Genomic DNA, 20,279 nt, shown 5'->3' on the forward strand with positions numbered 1-20,279 from the left:
GACTTATCTTATTGATTATGAAGTCCAAATTTCAGCATATCCTTCTGGCCATCGTTTTCTTTTCGGTCACATTTGCGAACGCGCAGGCGCCTAACCCCGGTTTTGCCCCTAAAAATGGCGACCATATCATCCTGCTCGGCAACACATTTGCCGACCGGATGCGGCATTACGGCTACTTTGAAACATTACTCCAGAAAAACTTCCCCGGCAAGCAACTAACCATGCGAAACATGGGTTGGAGCGCGGATGAAGTGGGTTTGCAGCCCCGGCCGCTGAATTTTCCGGGTTTTGGAGAAAAAACAAAAAGGCTGACCGAGGGCCAGAAGGAGGTGAAATTTCAGGGTTTCACGCATGAAGGCGAGCGCATTGTAATGCCCGTCGCGCTCAATTTCGAAGGTTTAAACCAGGATCTTTATGATCAGAAAGCGGACATGATTTTCCTTTGTTTTGGCATGAATGAAGCGTTTAAAGGTCCCACAGGATTGCCGCAATTTGAAAAAGACCTTAATGCATTCATTCAAAACCTGCAAAAGAATCAATACAATGGTCGCTCGGCGCCTGCGCTTGTGCTCGTTTCTCCAATTGCGCATGAAGAATTAGGCGTAAATTTTCCAAATCCGGCAGAGCACAATAAAAGCCTGGATTTGTATTCCAAGGCCATGCAGAAAACGGCTGCTGCGAAAGGGATTTATTTCATTGATCTTTTCACTCCGTCACTGGCTAAGATGAAACAAAAAGGCCAGGAAAAACTAACCATTAATGGCATTCACCTCACCGGAAATGGTTACAGGCTAGCAGCCGAATGGATGGCGCAGTCGCTGGGGTTTGGTAAAATGCCCGATCTGAACTCGGAAAACAGTAAGAAGCTTTTGGCGGTGATCAAGATGAAAGACGATCATTTTTTTTATCGCTGGCGCGCGGTGAATGGCGAGTACATTTATGGCCGCAGAAGAGAGCCTTTCGGTGTGATCGCATTCCCGCCGGAACTCAGGAAACTCAATCAAATGACGGCTTCGCTGGATTCGGTGATCTGGGAAATGGGGAAAAGTAACAATGCAGGTGCTTATCAAAAGGCCATTGAAATCGTAGACAGGCGCGGAAAACCGGTAGATCCAATGCTAACACCTGATATTCCGATGACGGGACGGCAAGGAGAAGCCGCGAAAGCAGCCGCACACGCGCACCACGAAAAAACGTGGCCCGCAACGACCGAAGGATTCAAGCTGCCGGAGGGTTATGAGATCAATCTTTTTGCTTCGGAGAAGGATTTTCCGATTGAAAAACCGGTTGCCATGAACTTCGATGCGCGCGGCCGGCTTTGGGTAGCGACGATGCCGACTTATCCGCAATATTTTCCCGGCATTCCCGTGCACGACAAAATCGTGATCCTGGAAGATACGGATGCCGATGGAAAAGCCGATAAGCACACTGTTTTTGCCGATGATCTTTACTTGCCACTGGGCTTTGAATTTGGAGATGGCGGCGTTTATGTGTCTCAGGAGCCGGACATTGTGTTTTTGAAAGACACGAACGGTGACGACAAAGCCGATTTGCGGGAAGTGGTTCTGACCGGTTTCGGTTCGGAAGATAGCCACCATGCCACGCACGCATTCACCTTCGGGCAGGACGGCGCACTGTATTTCAATGAAGGCACATTCCTGAATTCGCAAGTGGAAACGCCTTATGGCCCCATCCGCTCCTATGCAGGCGCGACGTATCGTTATGAGCCGCGCACGGCGAAGCTCACGCATTACATTTCCTATCCTTACTACAATCCGTGGGGGAGTGTTTTTGATAAATGGGGCATGCATTTGATCGGTGATGCATCCGACGGTTCCAACTATTTTGCGCCGCCTATGACCGGAAATGTCACTTATCCCGACAAACATCCACGCATTGAAATGTTCACCGAAACACGTGTAAGACCCACTGCGGGCATCGAAATCGTTTCCAGCAGACAGTTTCCGGATGAGGTCCAGGGTGATTTTCTTGTCAACAACAACATTGGTTTCCAAGGCACGAAGCAGCACAGGATCATTCCGCGCGGCTCAGGAATTGGGAGTAAGGAAGTCGAGGCGATCCTCCAATCCCAAGATCCGAATTTCCGTCCGATCGACATTGAATTTGGCCCGGATGGTGGCTTATACATTGTGGACTGGTACAATCCGCTGATCTCACACGGTGAAAATCCGCCACGCGATCCCGCCCGCGACAAATCGCACGGCCGCGTTTGGCGCATTACTTACAAAGGCAAGCCGGTGCTGAAAGTAACCGACGTTTCCAAGCAAAGCATTGCTCAGTTACTGGATAATTTGAAAGTGCACGAAGACCGTTTCCGCTATCGTTCGCGGGCGCAGATCCGGGAAAAGAAAGCCGAAGAAGTGTTGCCTGAATTGAGAAAATGGGTATCTGCACTGGACAAAAACGATCCGCAATACGAGCATAATCTGCTTGAAGGATTGTGGCTTTATCAGGATTTCAATGTCGTTGAACCAACTATTTTAAAAATATTACTCAATGCAAAAGAGCCTCAGGCACGCGCAGCAGCCACAAAACTGCTCCTTTACTGGCACGACCGCATTCCCGGCTCGCTGGAACTGATGCGCGCTCGGATCAATGACGAGTCACCACGCGTAAGGATTGAAGCAGTTGTGGCATTGAGTTATTTCAATTCGGACCAGGCTGTTACTGCCGCCGCAGACATTTTCAAATATCCGACCGATTACTACATGGATTATGCCGTGCATGAAACATTCCGGTTTTTGAAACCGATCTGGCTGGCAGGAATGAAGCAGGGAAAAAGTTTTGGAGGAAATAAAGGCGACCGCTATTTGCTAAAACTGGCAAATGCGCAGGAATTGGCTACATTACCCCAATCTCCCGACGTGCTCACGGCCATGTTAACAAGGCCGGATATTGATGCGACAAAAAAACAGCAAGCGGTAAGCAGTCTTGCCAAAACGCAGAAAACCGGGAAAGTGAATGTCCTGTTAAATGCAATCCGGGAGGAAGAAAAAGGCAGCCAATCCAATCCTGCGCAACAGGAACTTATCAAGCTTTTGCTCGCATCTGAGCCTTCGGAGCTGAAACAAAATAAGGCTGAGCTTACAAAGCTGATCAATGCGGATACAAGTCAGGTGATGCAGGCAATCGGCTTAGCAGCAATGATAACCGCAGGGCAGTCTGATCAGACTTTACAAAAAGTAATGCAGGAGAAACAAGAGGTGTTTTTGTCAGCGATTTCAATGTTGACCAATGCGGATTTACGTGCTTCTTTTTATAATAAGATAAAAGAAATCGCTCCGAACATGCCGACGGCCGGCTATCCTTTATTAATGAGAATAACCATTGAAAATGCGGCCAAAACGCAGTCAACAAAGGATCTGATCGCCTCATTGGGCAGTACGCCGGAATCCATTCAAAACTCTCAGACATTTGCTGACGCTGTTGCAATCATGAAAAATATGTTGGTTTACATGCCGGAGAAGGACAGAAAGGACGTGCTATCAATGCTGGAAAACTTGGGAACCATTGAAATAAAACTTGTGGCAATTGAAGCAAAAATGGCTTTTGACAAGAAAGCATTAAGCGTTCCCGCAGGCAGGGCCGTAACATTGGTTTTCGAAAACCCGGATCTCATGCCGCATAATGTGGTAATTGTCAAGCCCGGCGCGGCTGAAAAAGTCGGTGAAGCTGCGGATGCAATGGCGAGTCTGAAAGATGGCTTTGAAAAGAATTTCGTTCCTTCTGCGCCGGATGTTTTGTTTGCAACACCGCTCGTCAACTCCGGGAAATCATTCCGGTTGGAATTTAAAGCCCCAAGCCAGCCCGGCGAATATCCGTTTATCTGTTCGTTTCCGGGACATTGGCGGGTAATGCAGGGAATTCTGACGGTTACCGACTCCAAAGTGCCCTGACATGCTCATAATAAAATGGATTTTCCTGGCTGCATTAACTTCCTTTTCTAGCCTCAAAAGCATTGCGCAAACCCACATAAACCTCTATCCAGGAACGGTCCCGAATTCAATTTCGGGGCCGGACCAGGAAACCCACACAGCAAATGCATTAGTCGATTCCCTTACTTCCAAAGTTTCCATTCCGGGACTCACCCTCTTTTTGCCAGCCAGAGCAAAGGCCACGGGAATGGCGGTGATCATCTGCCCGGGTGGCGGCTACGGCACATTATTAACGAAACGCGAAGGGAGCGATGTTGCCCGTGCATTCAACAAACTCGGTATAGCCGCATTTGTCGTAAAGTACAGACTACCAGATCCGAAGATTATGAAGGATCAGTCCATCGGGCCTATCCAGGATGCACAGCAAGCCATTAAGATCGTACGCGAACGCGTCGCGGAATTCGGAATTGACCCAAATGAAATCGGCATCATGGGATTTTCAGCGGGCGGCCACCTCGCCTCCACCGCCGGAACACATTTCAAAACGCGCTACATTGATCAAGCAGGGAAAACCAGCCTTCGACCGGACTTTATGATATTGATCAATCCCGTCGTAAGCTTCAATGACAGCACAGGACACATGGGTTCGCGGGAAAATTTATTGGGCAAAAATGCAAGTGCTGAAAAGATTCGTTTGTTCTCGAACGAATTGCAGGTTACCAAAGAAACGCCGCCTGCATTTCTGGTCCATTCCGGCGCGGATGTGGTCGTTCCGGTCGCGAACAGCATTGAGTTTTACAAGGCATTGAATCAGAATGGGATTCCGGCCGCCATGCACATTTACTCCAAAGGTGAGCACGGCTTTTTGACGTATCCGACCTTTGAAGAATGGTTTGGCAGGGTTGTGGGATGGATGGAAACTTTAAACAAGTAGCCGAAATGCCCGATTGTTTCAACAGAAAAATAACGTTTTGCGAATAAAGTCATTATTTTAATATTTGTGTAATCCTATTCAAAATGAACAGTTTACCATTTAAAAAAAGAAACGATGAAAGTAAAACTATTTGTCTCGCTTATTATGCTGACCATTTGTTTCACCGCTTTTGCACAGGAAAAGCAAAGCACGGCTGTGGCGGAGAAAGGCTTGACCAAAGTATGCGTGATGTATCCTTTTGCGGAAGGTAAAACCTTTGATATGGCCTATTATGAAACCAAGCATATGCCGATGGTGGCAGGGTTTTTAGGGTCAAATTTGGTAAAATACTCCATTGAAAAAGGCATCGCGAGCGGCATTCCCAACCAGCCATTGCCTTTCATGGCCATCGGTACATTTTATGTAAAAAGCCTGAGCGAATACCAGGCTGCGATCGGTCCGAATAGAGACGCCATTCGTGCGGATTTTCCAAAATATACCAATATCAGCCCGGTCATTCTGGTCAGCGAGGTGGTTAAATAGTTTAAGCGCATGCGGCTTCATTGATAATGTATAAATTTGAAGCATTACTGTGTTCAAGTCCATATGTTTTCAATAAAAAAGCTGATTTCAAAATTTCGGGGAGCCGATCAGCATCCGCAGGTTCATCAATATGATTTGTCCCTTTGTTGTATCGTTAAGGACGAAAACAACTATTTGGAAGAGTGGATCGGGTATCATCGCAAAATCGGTGTTCAGCATTTTTACATTTACGATAATGGTAGTAAGGTGCCGATTCGTACTGCATTAGCAGCCATTAATGCTCCCGCTGATGTTACGGTGATTGATATGCCGGGAAAAAACAAGCATGTTAAGGCATACCAGCATTGTCTGGACAGATTCGGCGGTTCTTCCACCTGGATCGGCTTCATTGATATTGACGAATTTATAGTCCCAAAAACAGCAAGTTCAAACCTGCCGGAATTTTTGAAAAACTATGAAAATTACGGTGGGTTAGGGGTTTCCTGGCTTATTTTCGGCTCCAATGGACATGTTCAAAAGCCGGGCGGACCGCAGCTGGAAAATTTTACAAAACGCTCGGAAGTTACTTTCCCGCCCAACAGGCATATTAAAAGCATTGTGCAGCCCCGATTTGTGAAATCGGCCTATAAGTCGCACTGCTTTCATTATAAACCCGGATATTTTTGTGTTAATGAGCACTACATTGCCATTGACGGCGCGACTGCGGATGTAAGCGTGGATAAAATCCAGCTCAACCATTACTACTGCCGCTCATTGGAGGAATATCATGAAAAGGTTGAAAGAGGAATCAGCGATACCAAGCGTAAGCGGAAACTGGAAGAATTTCACAACCACGATATCCAGGCCAATGTAATTGAGGACACCACGATATTGAAAGTCCTGGAAAAATTAAATAACAGTGTGAATTGATAAGCCCTATTTTTTGGGTGTGACCTCGTTCCCGATGACCAGGACTTCTTGCAAAGTAGAGTCATTAAGGATCATTTGTAACCTTTTCGGATCCGGGTAAGGGATTTGAAAACCCGGCTTATTAATTGTAGAAAAATCCTTTGTAGCCAGATAATTTCGGACATTCTCTGTTTGCGTCAATCGCCTTGCACGTTCTTCCTTCAACACTCTGAAATCCAATACGGACCGTTGAATGTAGCTGAAAAATACAGCGATAAAAAATGCTGCTGCTACACCCCAAACGGCCTTTGTGACCATTGGCTTGCCCTTAATACTCGTAAGCCTTACCACAAACCAGCTGTTCGCCGCCAGACCCAGCAAGAGGACTTCGGCATAGCGTGGCGGCATATGTATGGAATCGTGCCCGCGGCCGTAAGCGAGTGCGACGATTTGCATGGCGGTCCATGCGAGGCAGCCAAACATTAGCAAATCGGTTTTGCCTATCTGTTTGCGCAGGAAAAGCATGCGGGAGACAAAAAATAAGCCTGGCAGCCACATGACACCAATAAACAATTTGCGGCCGCGCAAAGGCCAGCCCATAAGGCGAAGCATCGTGGATATGAACTCCGAAAACGTGGTGGCATGTAAAATATAATGTCCTTCAACACGGGGCATTGTGAAATAAGCCGAAACTGCCATTGCAAACAGAATGATCATTAATAAGGCTGTCTTAGCACTTATTAAGCGTTGAAAGTAAGCCCGTGCGAGATAAACAGCGATTACAGCAAGAGGCGTTAACAGGCCCGAGGCCAATGTTAAAATGCTGATCAGGCTCAAAAATAAAATCACCCATACGGACCAGCTTCTATTGTGAAAATGGGCGGCAATAATCAGTGATGCGAGTGTAAAAAGGTTAACAAAGTAAAACTGGCTCTGAAAACCAATCAAAAAGTTTTCCCACGAGAAAGGAAGTGATCCGCCTGCAATGATAACGGCAATAATCAGCCATTTTAATCCGGTTATTTTTTCGGTCCGGGCCAGGGTCCAGATAAAAAGTAAGGGCGTTGACGCACCAAACAGAATATTAAAACGTGCTTCGACAATGTTGTTCCAGGATCCGGTCAGCCAGAAAGTGAACAAGGTCATGATGCGCGTAGGCAGGATGCGATGTTCATTGTGTGCAATGAAGAGGTCCTGAAATTGTAATTTCCCCTCGATCCACGGTTTCAGTAAGCCAAGCCATTCAGCATCCCATTGATCCCAAAATGGCAATGAAACAGCAAACCGTTCCACATAATACAAGCGAGAGATGATTAGAGCTAGGGTAGAAAATCCTATTAGAAGACTATTCTTGCTATACTTATTCACAATTGACTGGCTAACATTTAGCAAATATACGTCGTGCCTGGTAAACTAAAAAAAAGCCGAATGCCGGGATCCCCAACATTCGGACTGAACACCTAAACCGTTTAATTAGTCATCAAAACTGCCTGAATATAGGAACGAACCAGTAGCGATGAAAAACCAACCAGCCTCCGGTGGGAATGAAAAAATTAACGGTCAGGAAGCCGCATTAATGCACTTGAAAAACAATAGCGAGGAATAAAGGCGCTTCACCTTATCTGAGTTTCAATAATCTGACTACTTCCACTTTCTTCCTGCGGGATATTTCCACCTCGGTGCCATCGCTTACCACAATGTATCCGTGGTCATGACTCATCTGGGAAATGTGTCTCGGATTTACCAAATGTGATTTGTGGGTGCGGATAAAACCGAATTCGTCCAGCATCTCATCAAAGTATTTCAGTGTTTTGCTGGTAACGATGGGCTTTTTGTGGGTGGTGTGGATAAATGTATAATTACCATCTCCCTGCATGCGTATGATTTGTTCCAATGTCAGAAACAGCACGCCGTCCTTTGATGGAATAGCGAGCCGGAAATCTTTGGTTTCGCTTTTACCAATATTCTGAACTAGGTTATCATATAAGATCAGGTTGCTTTTGGCATCGGGCATCTGCATTTTCAGATATCTGTCTACGGCATACCTGAGCTCGTCCGGGTCTATGGGTTTGAGCAGATAATCCAGCGCACTGAACCGGATCGCCTGAACCGCATACTGATTGTAAGCAGTTGTAAAAATCACCTCGAATGACGGGTTTACCAGCGCACGCAAAAAGTCAAAACCGTTACGCTTGGGCATTTCCACATCCAGAAATACGATCCCGGGAGTGAAATACCGCAGGATTTCGAGTGCCTGGTCCACGGACTCCGCCTGCCTGACTTCCGTAATCTCTCCAACAAAACTTTCAATATAATATTTAAGCACAGTGCGTGCTTTGGGTTCGTCGTCAATAATCAGCGCTTTAATCATTTTCTTGATTATACATTGTTGAGATACGTTGATAGTTCTATTTCCACCAGTGTGCCGGTGGCTTCGCCATTTTCGTCGTAAAGGTCTTCGATGTTAAGCACCGCATGGTTTCCCTGTTTGTTGATCAGGTCGATGCGGTCTTGCGTGATGCTTAACCCCTGCGAATCGTGACTTTTGTATTTGATACTCTGTGATTTTAATTCAAATGATTTCTTTCTTCCAATGCCGTTGTCCTGAATCCTGCAAATAAAAACATCCTCGTTAACCAGCCTGAATTCAATGAGCAGCTTGCGGTCGTCGTCTTTATGCAGCAGACCATGCCAGAGCGCATTTTCCACATAAGGCTGTAAGAGCATCGAGGGTAGCGCAACGTCCTCCTCTTCCAACTCGGGGTCCATAATGATCTCGTAGGTAAAATTTCCTTCAAAACGCATCAATTCCAGTTCAAGATAGAGTTCCAGGACCTGGCGCTCTTGTGTAATAGGAATAAGATCTTTCCCTGAGTTTCGCAAAACCATCCTGAACAGCTTGGAAAACTTATTGAGATAAGTGCTTGCCTGCGGATATTTCCCGGTCACAATGCATTCCTGAATGCTGTTGAGGCAGTTGAAGATAAAATGCGGGTTCATTTGTGCCCTTAACGCCATCAGCTGGCTTTCGGCAAGCATCTTGCTGATTTTTAGCAACATTAATTCTTTTTGCTCACTCTGGACTTTTTGCTTCTTACGCTGACTGTAAGCCTGATAAACAAAAAATAGTGTTACAGCCGCCAGGATCAGGCATATCGTTCTGAACCACCAGGTTTGCCACCAGTTGGGTCGTACAACCACTTGCAGCTTCTGGATTTTTGTCATCCATCTGCCGAATTCATCCGTACTCCTGACTTTGAACACATATTTCCCCGGCAAAAGATTGGTGTACGTAGCCGTAATCGCCCTGCCTGCGTTCACCCAGTTTCCGTCAATGCCTTCCAGCTGGTAACTGTATTGCAGGGCCGGGATATCGCGGTGACTTAATGAAGCATATTGAAACGTAATAAAATCCTCATCCGGAGCCAGTTTCAGGACACCCCCTTTTTCAAATCCCAGCTTTTCCTGACCAAAAACCTTGATGGAAGTGATAAAAGGTGGCTGTTTTACCGGCACGCCGGCAAAGCTGAAAGGGTCTATTAACAGGATGTGGTCCAGCATTACCGCATAGATTTTACCGTTCGCGAATGTGAGGTTGTTATAATAATCCTGCAATGTTTTGCCAAGGTCGATCTCAACTTTCGTTACAGCGCGCGTATCCGGGTTGAAAAACATAAGCCCCTCCCTGCTGGATCCCCAAACCGCGCCGCGCGAATCAATGGCAATGCTGGATAAATAATCATAGAACAGTCCGGTTCTGCTGTCGATGCTGTCCAGCGGTGTGCCGTCACGACTTATCTTCACCAGCCCTCTGCCACCCACGGCAGTCCATATGTTGCCTTTTTTATCTTCGGCAAGTTTCAGGACCTGTGCATTAGCTAGTTCTTTATTGGGTAAAATAGAAAAGAATTCTTTCTCGTAATTGAATTTCAGAAGTCCGCTTCCGGGCAGTGAAAACAAGATATCGGTGTTGCTCAGCTGCAAAGAACTCGGGCAACTTTTAAATGCAAATAACCCAAAACGACTATCAGTTCCGTCATAGCGCGTTGTTTTCTTAGTTACCGGATCGTGGCGGTAAATGGCGTCTTCCAGGATCTGGAACCAGATATTTCCTTTATGATCAGTAAAAACGAAGTTTGCGTAGCGGTGGGGCGTGCCTTTTTTTATATCTGTAAACTTCACCAGTTTATCGCTCCCGTTATGCAGCACGTGCACGCCGTCGTCTCCTACAAACCACCAGGCATCTTTCGCTTTGGTGCACATCACGAAACGGTTTCTTCGCAAGTCTCCGTCCGTAACGGTGTAGCGCTGATAAGTGCGGTTATCGGTATGATAAGCAATAGCCCCATCCTCCTTGCATGCCATCACCAGGTTTTTGTCAACCGTAATGGAGTTGGCATGGGCAAAACCGGTTTCAAGGAAAAATTTGAAATTAGGCAGCTGATATATCGCCTGCAACGGATATTGTGATTGACTTTTACTTACACCATTGATCGTTCCCAGCCACACATTACCTTCCTTGTCCGTAATTGCGTCCCGGAAATGCCCATAACCGATGCAATAAGGAAGGTTTTGGTCATACTCAATCTTCTTGATCGGTTGTCCGCGTTCCTTGATATAGGCCGCAAACAACCATGTCGAGATCCATAGCCGGTCCTTATGATCTATAAATAAATGGTTGATCCCATCGCTGATTTTATTGCCGTCGAGCACAGGGAAGCTTTGCACTGAGCCTTTTCTGACATTCCAGTAATTGAGGGTCAGGTTGTCGTCGCATCCGTACCAAATGTCGCCTTTGCTGTCAACAGCGAGCGCATTTACATATTTCAGGTCGAATATGGGTGAATGCAGAACATTGTTTTGTTTATGGTAAATCGCTTTTTTTCTGATATCGATAAAATAAGGCTTGCTGCCTACAATCCAGAAGCCGTTTCTGATCGTGTCCCACACCATGCCGGAAAGAAAATAGTCCGGTACGCCGAACATGGTTGATGCCGACGGCACAATGGCCGCGAGAGGAAGTAATTTCCCTTTTTCATAAACGTAGATCCTGTTGGAAGTGCCAATCCAAAGGCGCCCGACATTATCAGTCTTAATGGTTACAATTGATTCCTGATCCAGGGCGGAGAAGCGGCTGTCTTTGGAAAACGAGCCTGAGCTCATATTGAACAGCATCACACCGTTCAGTAATCCGAGGATCAGCGTATCTCCCTTGCCGAGCGGTTGTATGGCATTGACAAGAAGATTTTTCTGTTTCGGGCCGTGCTTGTATTGCTTTACAACGGCCCCGTCGTAGCGGTTAAGGCCATTGTTGGTTCCGATCCAGAGAAATCCTGTATCGTCCTTATAAAGGCACCGCACTTGTTTCGCACTAAGACCGTCCTGCCACTTGATATTCTGAAAAATCGTCTGCCCGAAAAGCAGTATTGGACTCAGACAAAAAGCAAGTAAAAAGATAAATCTCTGACGCATGCTCCAACCGGATTATTTCTTTGAAATAAGATTGCATTAATGTGAAGTAGCTGATTAACGGCGGCTCATATACTAACCGTTCACCGTTAAATAGCCAGAAGCAACCGTTCCCTCTTTGGTTTTGAAATTTGCTGCCGGGTAAGCCAACTTTATTCCGCAATAAAGCGATTAGCCGTGAAAAATGATGGAATTATCCAAATCAACGCTCGCTATAATCAACATGAAATGCCCTGACTTCCCACCTTAACCCAACTATACACATAAGGCGCAGCGATGCGCCTTTCTTTTTTGCCCGTTAAGCGCAAAGTTTCAAATCTTTTGAAGTAATATTTTGCCCTTATTGTCTTGTATATGAATACAATTCAGATCTAAACTCTTAACAAATGTTGGCTTGCACACATGCAAAGAACGCCGGACGCGTTGCCGTGTTCCTGTGTTCCCTGCTGTTTCTATTCTCTCCTTACTTTACCAATGCCCAGGAAATTGACCTCCTGCTGAAAGGCGGGCACGTCATTGATCCCAAAAACAACATTGATGCGGCAATGGATGTCGCTGTTTCAGGCGGCAAAATCGTCCGGGTAGCCAGTAACATTCCAGCTTCGGAAGCAAAAAAGACGGTTGATGTAAAAGGTTTTTATGTAACGCCGGGGCTGATCGATATGCACGCGCACGTTTTTGCCGGAACTGTGCCCGATGCCTACATTGCCAATGCCTCCACCAGCCTGCCGCCCGACGGCTTCACTTTTCGCGCCGGGATCACAACGGTTGTAGATGCAGGCTCATCCGGCTGGCGCAACTTCCGGACTTTCAAAGCACAGACGATCGATAAAGCGCAGACGCGCGTCCTGGCATTGCTCAACATTGTCGGCACGGGCATGGCCAGCCGTTATGAAGAGCAGGATGTTACGGATATGAACCCCGTTATGGCCGCCAATATGATCCAAAGGCTTTTTCCGAAGATCATTGTAGGTGTAAAAGCAGCACATTACTGGGGCGACTACGCGCAGGTGAAAGCCGCGGTTGAGGCCGGAAAACTGGCCAATGTGCCGGTTATGGTTGATTTCGGGGAGCATAAGCCGCCCTTATCCATTGAAAAACTATTCAAAGAATATCTTCGTCCGGGCGACATTTTCACGCACACATTTTCGCATGGGCCGGAAAACCGCGAAACAGTTGTAGACGAAAAAGGAAAAGTAAAACCATTCGTTTTCGAAGCACAAAAGAACGGGCTGATTTTCGATGTCGGGCATGGCGGTGGAGCATTTGCGTGGCGGCAGGCGATTCCGGCCATGCAGCAGGGATTTAAGCCTAATGTGATCAGCACAGACTTGCATACCGATAGCATGAACGGCGCTATGAAAGGCCTGGACAATGTAATTTCCAAATTTCTCAACATGGGAATGACGCTTCCGGATGCCATTCTGCGAGCAACATGGAATCCCGCACAAGTTATCAAACGCTCGGATCTGGGAACATTATCTGTTGGTTCTGAGGCAGATATCGCTGTGTTTAATTTGAGAAAAGGAGATTTTGGCTTTTTAGACACCCGAAAATTGAAACTCAAAGGTGATAAAAAACTGGAAGCCGAGCTGACCATCCGCGCAGGTAAAATCGTCTGGGACCTGAACGGGATCAGCGCGGCGGGTTGGGAATCTGAAACATTGGCTAAATAACTGGTGGTGATGCACTTAATAAGATTCGATAGGGCCACAAATGTTATCAAAAGTAACTTTTGGGTGCTGTTTTTGCTTGCTTTTTATAGTAATGGCTTTGGCCAGACCTATGATCTGATCATCAAGGGCGGCCATGTTGTTGATCCTGCAAATAACATTGATAAAGTGATGGATGTGGCTGTCAGTAAGGGTGTTATCGTAAAAGTGTCAGATAAAATTAACGAGCCTGCTGAGAGAACGATTGACGCAAAAGGCTTATTCGTGACGCCCGGTTTTATTGATATGCACACGCATGTTTTTGTGGGTCCGCATGCGGGTCTTTTTGCCAATGGCGTAAACAGCGTTTCTCCCGATGATTTCACATTCCGGTCCGGGGTAACGACGGTTGTAGATGCAGGAACTTCGGGTTGGCGGAGTTTTCCTTTGTTTAAGAAACAGGTAATTGATCAGTCCAAAACGAGAATTCTGGCTTTTATCAACATTGCCGGGGACGGGATGACCGGCGCTGAACATGAGCAGAACATCGCCGATATGGTCCCGGATTCTGCTTTAATGATCATCAACCAACATGCCGACCTGATCGTGGGCGTAAAGATCGGGCATTATAACGGAGCCGACTGGACGCCTTATGATAATGCGATAAAACTCGCCCGACAGGTCGAGAAGCCGCTTTTTGTGGAGTGTCATTTACCTCAATATTCCTTACAGGATCAGCTTGCCAGGCTCAGTGCGGGCGATATGATTACGCATACTTTTGAAAACATTAAGGAGCGGATGCCGATCATTGGCGAAGATGGAAAAGTGCGGCCATTTGTGCTGGAAGCAAAAAAGCGCGGAGTACTATTTGATCTGGGTCACGGCGGCGCGGGTTTCTGGTTTGATCAGGCCGCACCGGCGATTAAGCAAGGTTTTGCACCAAATTCTTTCGGCACTGATCTGCACCGGTTCAGCATGAATTCGGCTATGAAAGACATGGCGAATGTTATGTCAAAATTCATGGCCCTGGGTTTGTCCTTGCATGATGTGGTGCAGATCGCAACCTGGAATGCTGCACAGGCTATTAAGCACGAAGAATTGGGTAATATGAAAGCAGGCAATGTGGCTGATCTCGCCATTTTCAGGGTTCGTGACGGTCAGTTCGGTTTTACAGATTCCGGTGGGAAAAGTATAGCAGGATCCAAGAAACTGGAAATCGAGATGACGATCAGGGATGGCAAAATTGTGTGGGATTTGAATGGGTTAGGGGCTAAAAAATAGATAATTGAAATAATGGGATCTGATTTTTATAAACAAAAAAGGAGGCTTGTGCAGCGATATTTCAGCTTCGGCCTGATAGTAATGCTTCTCATCGGCGCGCAAAGGCCGGATTTACTGCCCAAAGGTGATCCGGACAATGGCGGCCTGGCAACGCCGGCAGGTTTCGAAGCACTCGTCGTCGCCGACAGCACCGGACTGGCCCGGCACATTACGGTAAATGATAACGGCGATATTTATGTAAAACTGCGCTATTTCGGAAAGGGCCAGCGGGGCGGAACTGTGGCCCTCAGGGACACAAACCGGGATGGGAAAGCCGACATTATTCAAAATTTCGGCAATTACCCCGATCAGAGCAGCCTCGCCAACGGCATCACGATCCGCAACGGATATTTGTATTACAGTTCTTCACTGTTTGTATACCGCAGCAAACTGATCCCGGGGCAGCTGCTGCCGGACAGCACCGTAGAGGTAATTTTAAAAGATGACCATGAGCATGGCACACATTGGCACATTACCAAGCCCATGGCTTTTGACGACAAAGGGAACATGTACGTGCCTTTCGGAGCGCCTTCGGATGCATGTCAGGATGTGGTTAATTCACCGGGCGGTAAACCGGGAACCATTGGCCTTAATCCTTGCCCGGACCTGGAAAAGCATGGCGGAATCTGGAAGTTCAGTGCTGATAAGCTGAATCAGACGCAGGCCGACGGCAGCTTGTATGCAACGGGTTTGAGGAGCATTGTGGGCATGAGATGGAATAATGCGGATCAAAATTTATATGCAGTTGTTCACGGACGCGACAATCTGCGCCGCTTGTTCCCTGACATTTATTCCTCATGGCAAAGCGCCGTTTTACCCGCCGAAGAATTCGTAAAAGTGATCCAGGGGACCAACCTGGGCTGGCCATACTATTATTTTGACCAGATGAAAGGCAAGAAGATCCTGAACCCCGAATACGGCGGTGATGGCAAAAAAGAGGGTGAAGGAGCTAAATATCAAAACCCGATCATTGGATTCCCTGGACATTGGGCACCCAACGACATTCTGTTTTACACCGGAAATCAGTTCCCGGAACGTTACAAGAATGGCGCATTCATCGCCTTTCACGGTTCCACAAACCGTGCTCCATATCCGCAGGCTGGCTTTTTCGTTTGTTTTGTGCCTTGGGTAAATGGTAAATTTTCAGAAAAATGGGAGGTTTTTGCAGATGGCTTTGCAGGCATGGATCCGATCATTAATGTGAGCGATGCCAAAGCCCGGCCAATGGGCCTTGCACAAGGACCGGACGGTTCCCTTTACATTACAGATTCGAAAAAAGGCAAGATCTGGCGGATTATGTTTAAAGGAAATAAGCAGTCATTCGGAGCGCCGCAACTGGCTGCTATGGAGAAGCACAAGCTGGCAGGAAACATCCGAACGCCGGATCCGGTAAAGGATAACCTGGATAAGGATACAAAGCTCGCCGGTGAAAAAATTTACAGCACTTATTGTACGCCATGCCACCAGTCCAACGGCCTCGGCGACGGCAGCCGCTTTCCGCCTTTGGTAAATTCCGAATGGGTTACTGAGGATAAAAGAAAGCTGATCCAGGCCGTAGCAAATGGTTTGGAAGGGCCGATAGAGGTGCTGGGTAAGCCTTACAATGATCTGATGCCCAAACACGATTTTATCCCTCCGGCAGAAATGGCCCAGCTGCTCACCTACGTAAGGCAGCAATTCGGCAACATGCCCGACCGCATTTCGGTGGACGACGTGAACCGGGTTTTGAAAAAATGATTGAAAAAACCTGAAACAGAAAACGCCGGACAATTAATGTCCGGCGCCTGGCATGTATAGTAGTCAGACTTTTTTAAGGAATCAGCACTTTCTTAATTTGGCCCGGGTAGTTGCGTAAATTGAGCAGATATAAACCGCTGGAAATGCTGTGTCCAGGTTTAAGCGTATACGTGTTTCCTGTTTTCGTTATGGAAAAATCAATGCTTCTGCCGTTCAGGTCGTGCAGCATAATGTTCTCGGATTTTTCATTTTTCAGAATAAACCGCACTTCCCGGTTCGTGACCGGATTTCCCAAAAGCTCAAATGAAATGCTGGATGCATGGTTAGCCACAGCTATAATGCTGGATCGGGCTGTGCTGCCATCCAGATCGACCATCGTGAGCCTGTAATAATTATTTCCCTGCAACGGCAGCTGGTCCAGGAAACTGTAATGCTGCGTCACATCGGTTGTTCCTGTTGCCTGGATGCGGCCAAGGTTGACGAATTCCACGGCGTCTTTGCTGCGTTCCACATCAAAATAACTGCTTCCTGATTCTTCGGTTGTAATCCATGAAAGCGCAATCGCGTTGTCCAGCAAGTCGCCCTTGAACTTCGCCAACTTAACTGGAAGTGTTAGGGAGCAGTTGTTTACGATTTCATAAATAATGTCATGCGGCAATGAAGGTCCCGTCAGTACAACCCAGATAGATCGCTTATCTTCCATAAAATCATACGGATATGTTGCTTCTGTTTTTGTGATCGGAAGCGTTGAAGAAAGGGTGATCGAACTGGTCAGAAACAACTCGTCATCCGGCCCGAAAGTGGGTTGGTTATTTGTTAATGCCCCGTCATCCAGATAAAGCTTGTAAGTAACCTGGATAGCGTTCGGATCGGTCGTGGTAATGCTGAGATCATATGTTCTGGGGCCTTCCGGTTCATTACAATTGATTTCTCCTGTAATCTCTGGTCCCTTTATCGTAAGCGGGATATTCGTGAAGACACAATGAACAGGAGGGTGTTTATCTGCTTCCGCCTGCGTAGACCAAATGTCGCTGATCAATTTGGGCGGGTTCTCGCAAGCCCCGGGAATGACGATTTGAACATTGCTGATTGTGATTCTGGTCTGCTTGCCGCCCAGGTCTTCTTCGGCAATAAATAAGCCGGCAAAAAGTGGGGTTACCGTTTCATCGGGACCATAAGTGGAAAGGAGGGAAGAGGAGCCATTGGTGCTGATGGCTATCGTTGCCAGCGCACTAGCCAGATCGTCTCCTTCCGGCGCTTTTTTGTAATCATATGCCGGTTCAGGGTAGTCTGCTTCATTCCATAAATGAATGTAGGTGTATTTATTCCCATTGTTTTTATCAATTGTAAATGAGATGGTTACATTGGCAGTGCAATTTTCTTCGCTACCCGAAAAGCCAATTAGTTCAACTGTGGGATCGAGAATCGTGCATTGAGCCTGAGCGCTCAAATTTATGAAAAGACCGACTACGGTCGTCCATAGAAATAAGTAGAGTGTTTTCACGGTAGAGTACGTTTTTAAGAGTGATAATGATGAATTAATATACCATCATTCATCTTAAAAAAATTAAATTCACGCTCTTTCGTCAGTTACTCTTAATAATATTTCAGCTTACTACGGTCAATCTCAAACTATATTTATTATACAATTAAATCTCCGTATAGTAATGTAGAATGTCCGTATCGATTTACATAAAAATACATGTATCTTGCTGATTGTAAGTATTTTTATGTTAAAACAAAGGGGTAGACTAAGTGCTTTGAAGTGACTTATGCAAAATGCGATCCATGATTACCGAATACTTACCCAAGTTAATTGCGGTGATTTATAATGGATTGGAATAGTTATATTTATTTTGAAACGGATATCTGGATAATGTGCAATTTTTGAAAATAAAATCACACATTATCTGCTTCCGTTTTTCAAATGGTTACATGCAAAACGTGCACTTGTTCCGACCGCATTTCGACAGTGATCCTTTGCTGATCATTAAAATTCAGCACATGCCCGTCCCGCCTTACTTCATCAATTTTAGAAAAATCCAGCTCCTGTACGAGCCAGCCTTCTTTTTGGGGGATTTCGGCAGCAATGATGCCTTCCTCAGGTAAGCCCTTGTCAGGCGTGGAATAATAGGCTGCATACCCGTAATTAATATCCACTGCCGGTGACCAGGTTGCGTTGCCGACGGTCTGAGAAACAACTGTATAAGTCTGATTTTCCAGGGCGCGAGCCCGCGCGCCTACATGTACACGCGTAGCGCCACGGATGGTTTCCGTGCAGCTTGGAACGAGGATCAGTGATGCCCCTGCGCTGCACAATAATTGGGATCCTAACCCAAATTCAACGTCATAACAGATCTGAATGCCGAATTTGCCCCAAGCCGCTTCGAATACCGTCAGCACTTTGGGAGCGCTTTGAATGCCCCATTCTTCATTTTCAAAGCGGGTCATGAAAAACTTATCCTGGTAACCGACAAGGCCTTTGTTTGAAAAAACAAAAACACGGTTATGGTGCTTTCCATCATCAATAACTGGCAAGCTTGGCGCAACAATCACCACATTATATCGGCGCGCCAGGTCTGCAAAGATCTGGCAGAACGACTCCACAAAGCCATCCATCGCCGCAACTTGCAGGAAGATATCTTGCTGAATGTCAAGGGATAATATGCTAACCAATTCCATGGCGCCGTACTCAGGAAACAGCAATAGTCCGGCTCCGCTCGCAGCTGCATCGGCTACCCAGTTTTCAATGTGTCTTTGCCAGCCCGCAAGGTCGACATGTTGGGAGATCGGATATTGAGCTGACGCAACGATTACAGACATAGGCATTTAGTGATCGAGTGGTTTGATCCAGAAAATCATTTGTTTTGAGGAAGAAGCCGTTTCGCCAATATCGGGCCATTCCATGGTACTTTGCAACGCAGGTTCCTTTACATATCCGCGTTTGATCCAGAATGCGTCATTAGGACGATAATCGGCTGGTTTGGCGGGGTGGTTATTACCCCGGTCGACGGAGCAAAAACAGCATAAATTGTAATGTCCGAAGCTTCTGGCATGCGCCTCGCGTTCATCAAAAAAACGATGTCCAAGCCCTAAACCCCGATATTCGGGAAGTAATATGCTTTCGCCAAAGTAAAAAATAGTGCTAATATCGAATCCCGCATCTTCGAACGGTTTCCGGACTTCCGCAGCTTCGTCGGTTAATGGAATGCACGTTGTTGCGCCTACCATTTTTCCTTTATCAAAGACAGCGAACAAAAAGGCGCGTTCGGACTGAACGTAAATTTGCAGATACTCTTTTTCGTAATCCAGCGACCCCTCATACAAATAAGGATAATCATGGAAAACTGCGATGCGCAATGCGCCCAATGCTTCCACCACGGATGCTATTTCAACACCCTTATAAGATGCAAAAGTCAGTTGCTCAGTCATTTTTCGGGTTAGAAACCAGCTCTATCCAATGCGGCAGATTGTAATAAGTGGTTACGCGGCAGATTTTTTCATTTTTTAATTCCAAAAAAGCGGCTGCCGGAAGTTTGTAAGCCTGTCCGTAAGCCTCAGGGAAGCCCTCTTCGCCTTTTTTGTAAATTCCTCTCACTGTGAATTCAACCGCCACCCGGGAGTCGTCCGTGGTTGTGAAAAAGACCATGTCGGTGAGGGTTTCTTCATAGGATTCGTCCATTTGGCCAAGAAACTCAGTGAATTTTTCGATGCCGATGCGCACTTCGCCCTGGTTAGGCTCATGCCTAACTTCCGGGTGCACCAGGGCGAGCATGCCGTCCCAGTTTTTATGATTAAAGCTTGAATAATATGCTTGTACGATGTCCAGAGAAGCCATGTCAGTTCATTAATGTTATTTAA

14 protein-coding genes are annotated in these 20,279 nt (G+C 46.5%); 7 read left to right on the forward strand and 7 right to left on the reverse strand.

Annotation, left to right across the window (positions count from 1 at the left end; all coding sequences use genetic code 11):
* The first annotated feature begins 17 nt into the window (after positions 1–17).
* From NFI80_RS20760 to NFI80_RS20775, 4 genes are all read left to right on the forward strand, one after another.
* A complete protein-coding gene (locus NFI80_RS20760) occupies positions 18–3,917 on the forward strand; it encodes a PVC-type heme-binding CxxCH protein (protein ID WP_235166135.1) in 3,900 nt (1,299 codons plus the stop codon).
* 1 nt (position 3,918) lies between these two features.
* On the forward strand, positions 3,919–4,830 hold the full coding sequence (locus NFI80_RS20765) for an alpha/beta hydrolase (protein ID WP_235166136.1): 912 nt from the start codon (positions 3,919–3,921) through the stop codon (positions 4,828–4,830).
* Between the two features lie 114 nt (positions 4,831–4,944).
* Complete coding sequence (locus NFI80_RS20770; protein ID WP_235166137.1) at positions 4,945–5,352, forward strand: EthD family reductase; 408 nt, start codon at positions 4,945–4,947, stop codon at positions 5,350–5,352.
* A gap of 63 nt (positions 5,353–5,415) precedes the next feature.
* Positions 5,416–6,261, forward strand: a complete 846-nt coding sequence (locus NFI80_RS20775; protein ID WP_235166138.1) for a glycosyltransferase family 92 protein — start codon at positions 5,416–5,418, stop codon at positions 6,259–6,261.
* A 6-nt stretch (positions 6,262–6,267) separates the two neighbouring features.
* Here NFI80_RS20775 and NFI80_RS20780 read toward each other — a convergent pair whose 3' ends face one another.
* The 3 genes from NFI80_RS20780 to NFI80_RS20790 form a co-directional block, all read right to left on the reverse strand.
* Complete coding sequence (locus tag NFI80_RS20780) at positions 6,268–7,533, reverse strand: hypothetical protein (protein WP_252172074.1); 1,266 nt, start codon at positions 7,531–7,533, stop codon at positions 6,268–6,270.
* Between the two features lie 325 nt (positions 7,534–7,858).
* On the reverse strand, positions 7,859–8,611 hold the full coding sequence (locus NFI80_RS20785; protein WP_233798892.1) for a LytR/AlgR family response regulator transcription factor: 753 nt from the start codon (positions 8,609–8,611) through the stop codon (positions 7,859–7,861).
* A gap of 8 nt (positions 8,612–8,619) precedes the next feature.
* Entirely contained in the window at positions 8,620–11,712 is a 3,093-nt protein-coding gene (locus NFI80_RS20790) for a sensor histidine kinase (RefSeq protein WP_235166142.1), read from the reverse strand.
* Between the two features lie 383 nt (positions 11,713–12,095).
* On the opposite strand from NFI80_RS20790, the gene NFI80_RS20795 reads away from it, so the two are divergent.
* The 3 genes from NFI80_RS20795 (at position 12,096) to NFI80_RS20805 (ending at position 16,418) form a co-directional block, all read left to right on the forward strand.
* Positions 12,096–13,385 (forward strand): amidohydrolase/deacetylase family metallohydrolase, encoded by a 1,290-nt coding sequence (locus tag NFI80_RS20795; RefSeq protein ID WP_235166143.1) that lies wholly within the window; start codon positions 12,096–12,098, stop codon positions 13,383–13,385.
* A 9-nt stretch (positions 13,386–13,394) separates the two neighbouring features.
* Entirely contained in the window at positions 13,395–14,642 is a 1,248-nt protein-coding gene (locus tag NFI80_RS20800) for an amidohydrolase/deacetylase family metallohydrolase (protein ID WP_235166146.1), read from the forward strand.
* A gap of 81 nt (positions 14,643–14,723) precedes the next feature.
* Positions 14,724–16,418: a PQQ-dependent sugar dehydrogenase gene (locus NFI80_RS20805; RefSeq protein ID WP_235166244.1), complete on the forward strand. Its 1,695-nt coding sequence runs from the start codon at positions 14,724–14,726 to the stop codon at positions 16,416–16,418.
* Positions 16,419–16,491: 73 nt separating this feature from the next.
* Here NFI80_RS20805 and NFI80_RS20810 read toward each other — a convergent pair whose 3' ends face one another.
* The 4 genes from NFI80_RS20810 to NFI80_RS20825 all read right to left on the reverse strand — a co-directional run bounded on the left by NFI80_RS20810 (position 16,492) and on the right by NFI80_RS20825 (position 20,256).
* Positions 16,492–17,922 (reverse strand): T9SS type A sorting domain-containing protein, encoded by a 1,431-nt coding sequence (locus NFI80_RS20810; protein WP_235166148.1) that lies wholly within the window; start codon positions 17,920–17,922, stop codon positions 16,492–16,494.
* A gap of 419 nt (positions 17,923–18,341) precedes the next feature.
* A complete protein-coding gene (locus tag NFI80_RS20815; protein ID WP_235166152.1) occupies positions 18,342–19,241 on the reverse strand; it encodes a carbon-nitrogen hydrolase family protein in 900 nt (299 codons plus the stop codon).
* Positions 19,242–19,247: 6 nt separating this feature from the next.
* The gene (locus NFI80_RS20820) at positions 19,248–19,850 is read right to left on the reverse strand and encodes a GNAT family N-acetyltransferase (RefSeq protein ID WP_235166153.1); all 603 of its coding nucleotides are present in this window, start codon (positions 19,848–19,850) and stop codon (positions 19,248–19,250) included.
* The gene (locus tag NFI80_RS20825; protein ID WP_235161533.1) at positions 19,843–20,256 is read right to left on the reverse strand and encodes a nuclear transport factor 2 family protein; all 414 of its coding nucleotides are present in this window, start codon (positions 20,254–20,256) and stop codon (positions 19,843–19,845) included. The genes NFI80_RS20820 and NFI80_RS20825 overlap by 8 nt, the downstream gene beginning before the upstream one ends.
* Positions 20,257–20,279 lie beyond the last annotated feature (23 nt).

Source organism: Dyadobacter chenhuakuii (assembly GCF_023821985.2).
Lineage (GTDB): Bacteria > Bacteroidota > Bacteroidia > Cytophagales > Spirosomataceae > Dyadobacter > Dyadobacter chenhuakuii.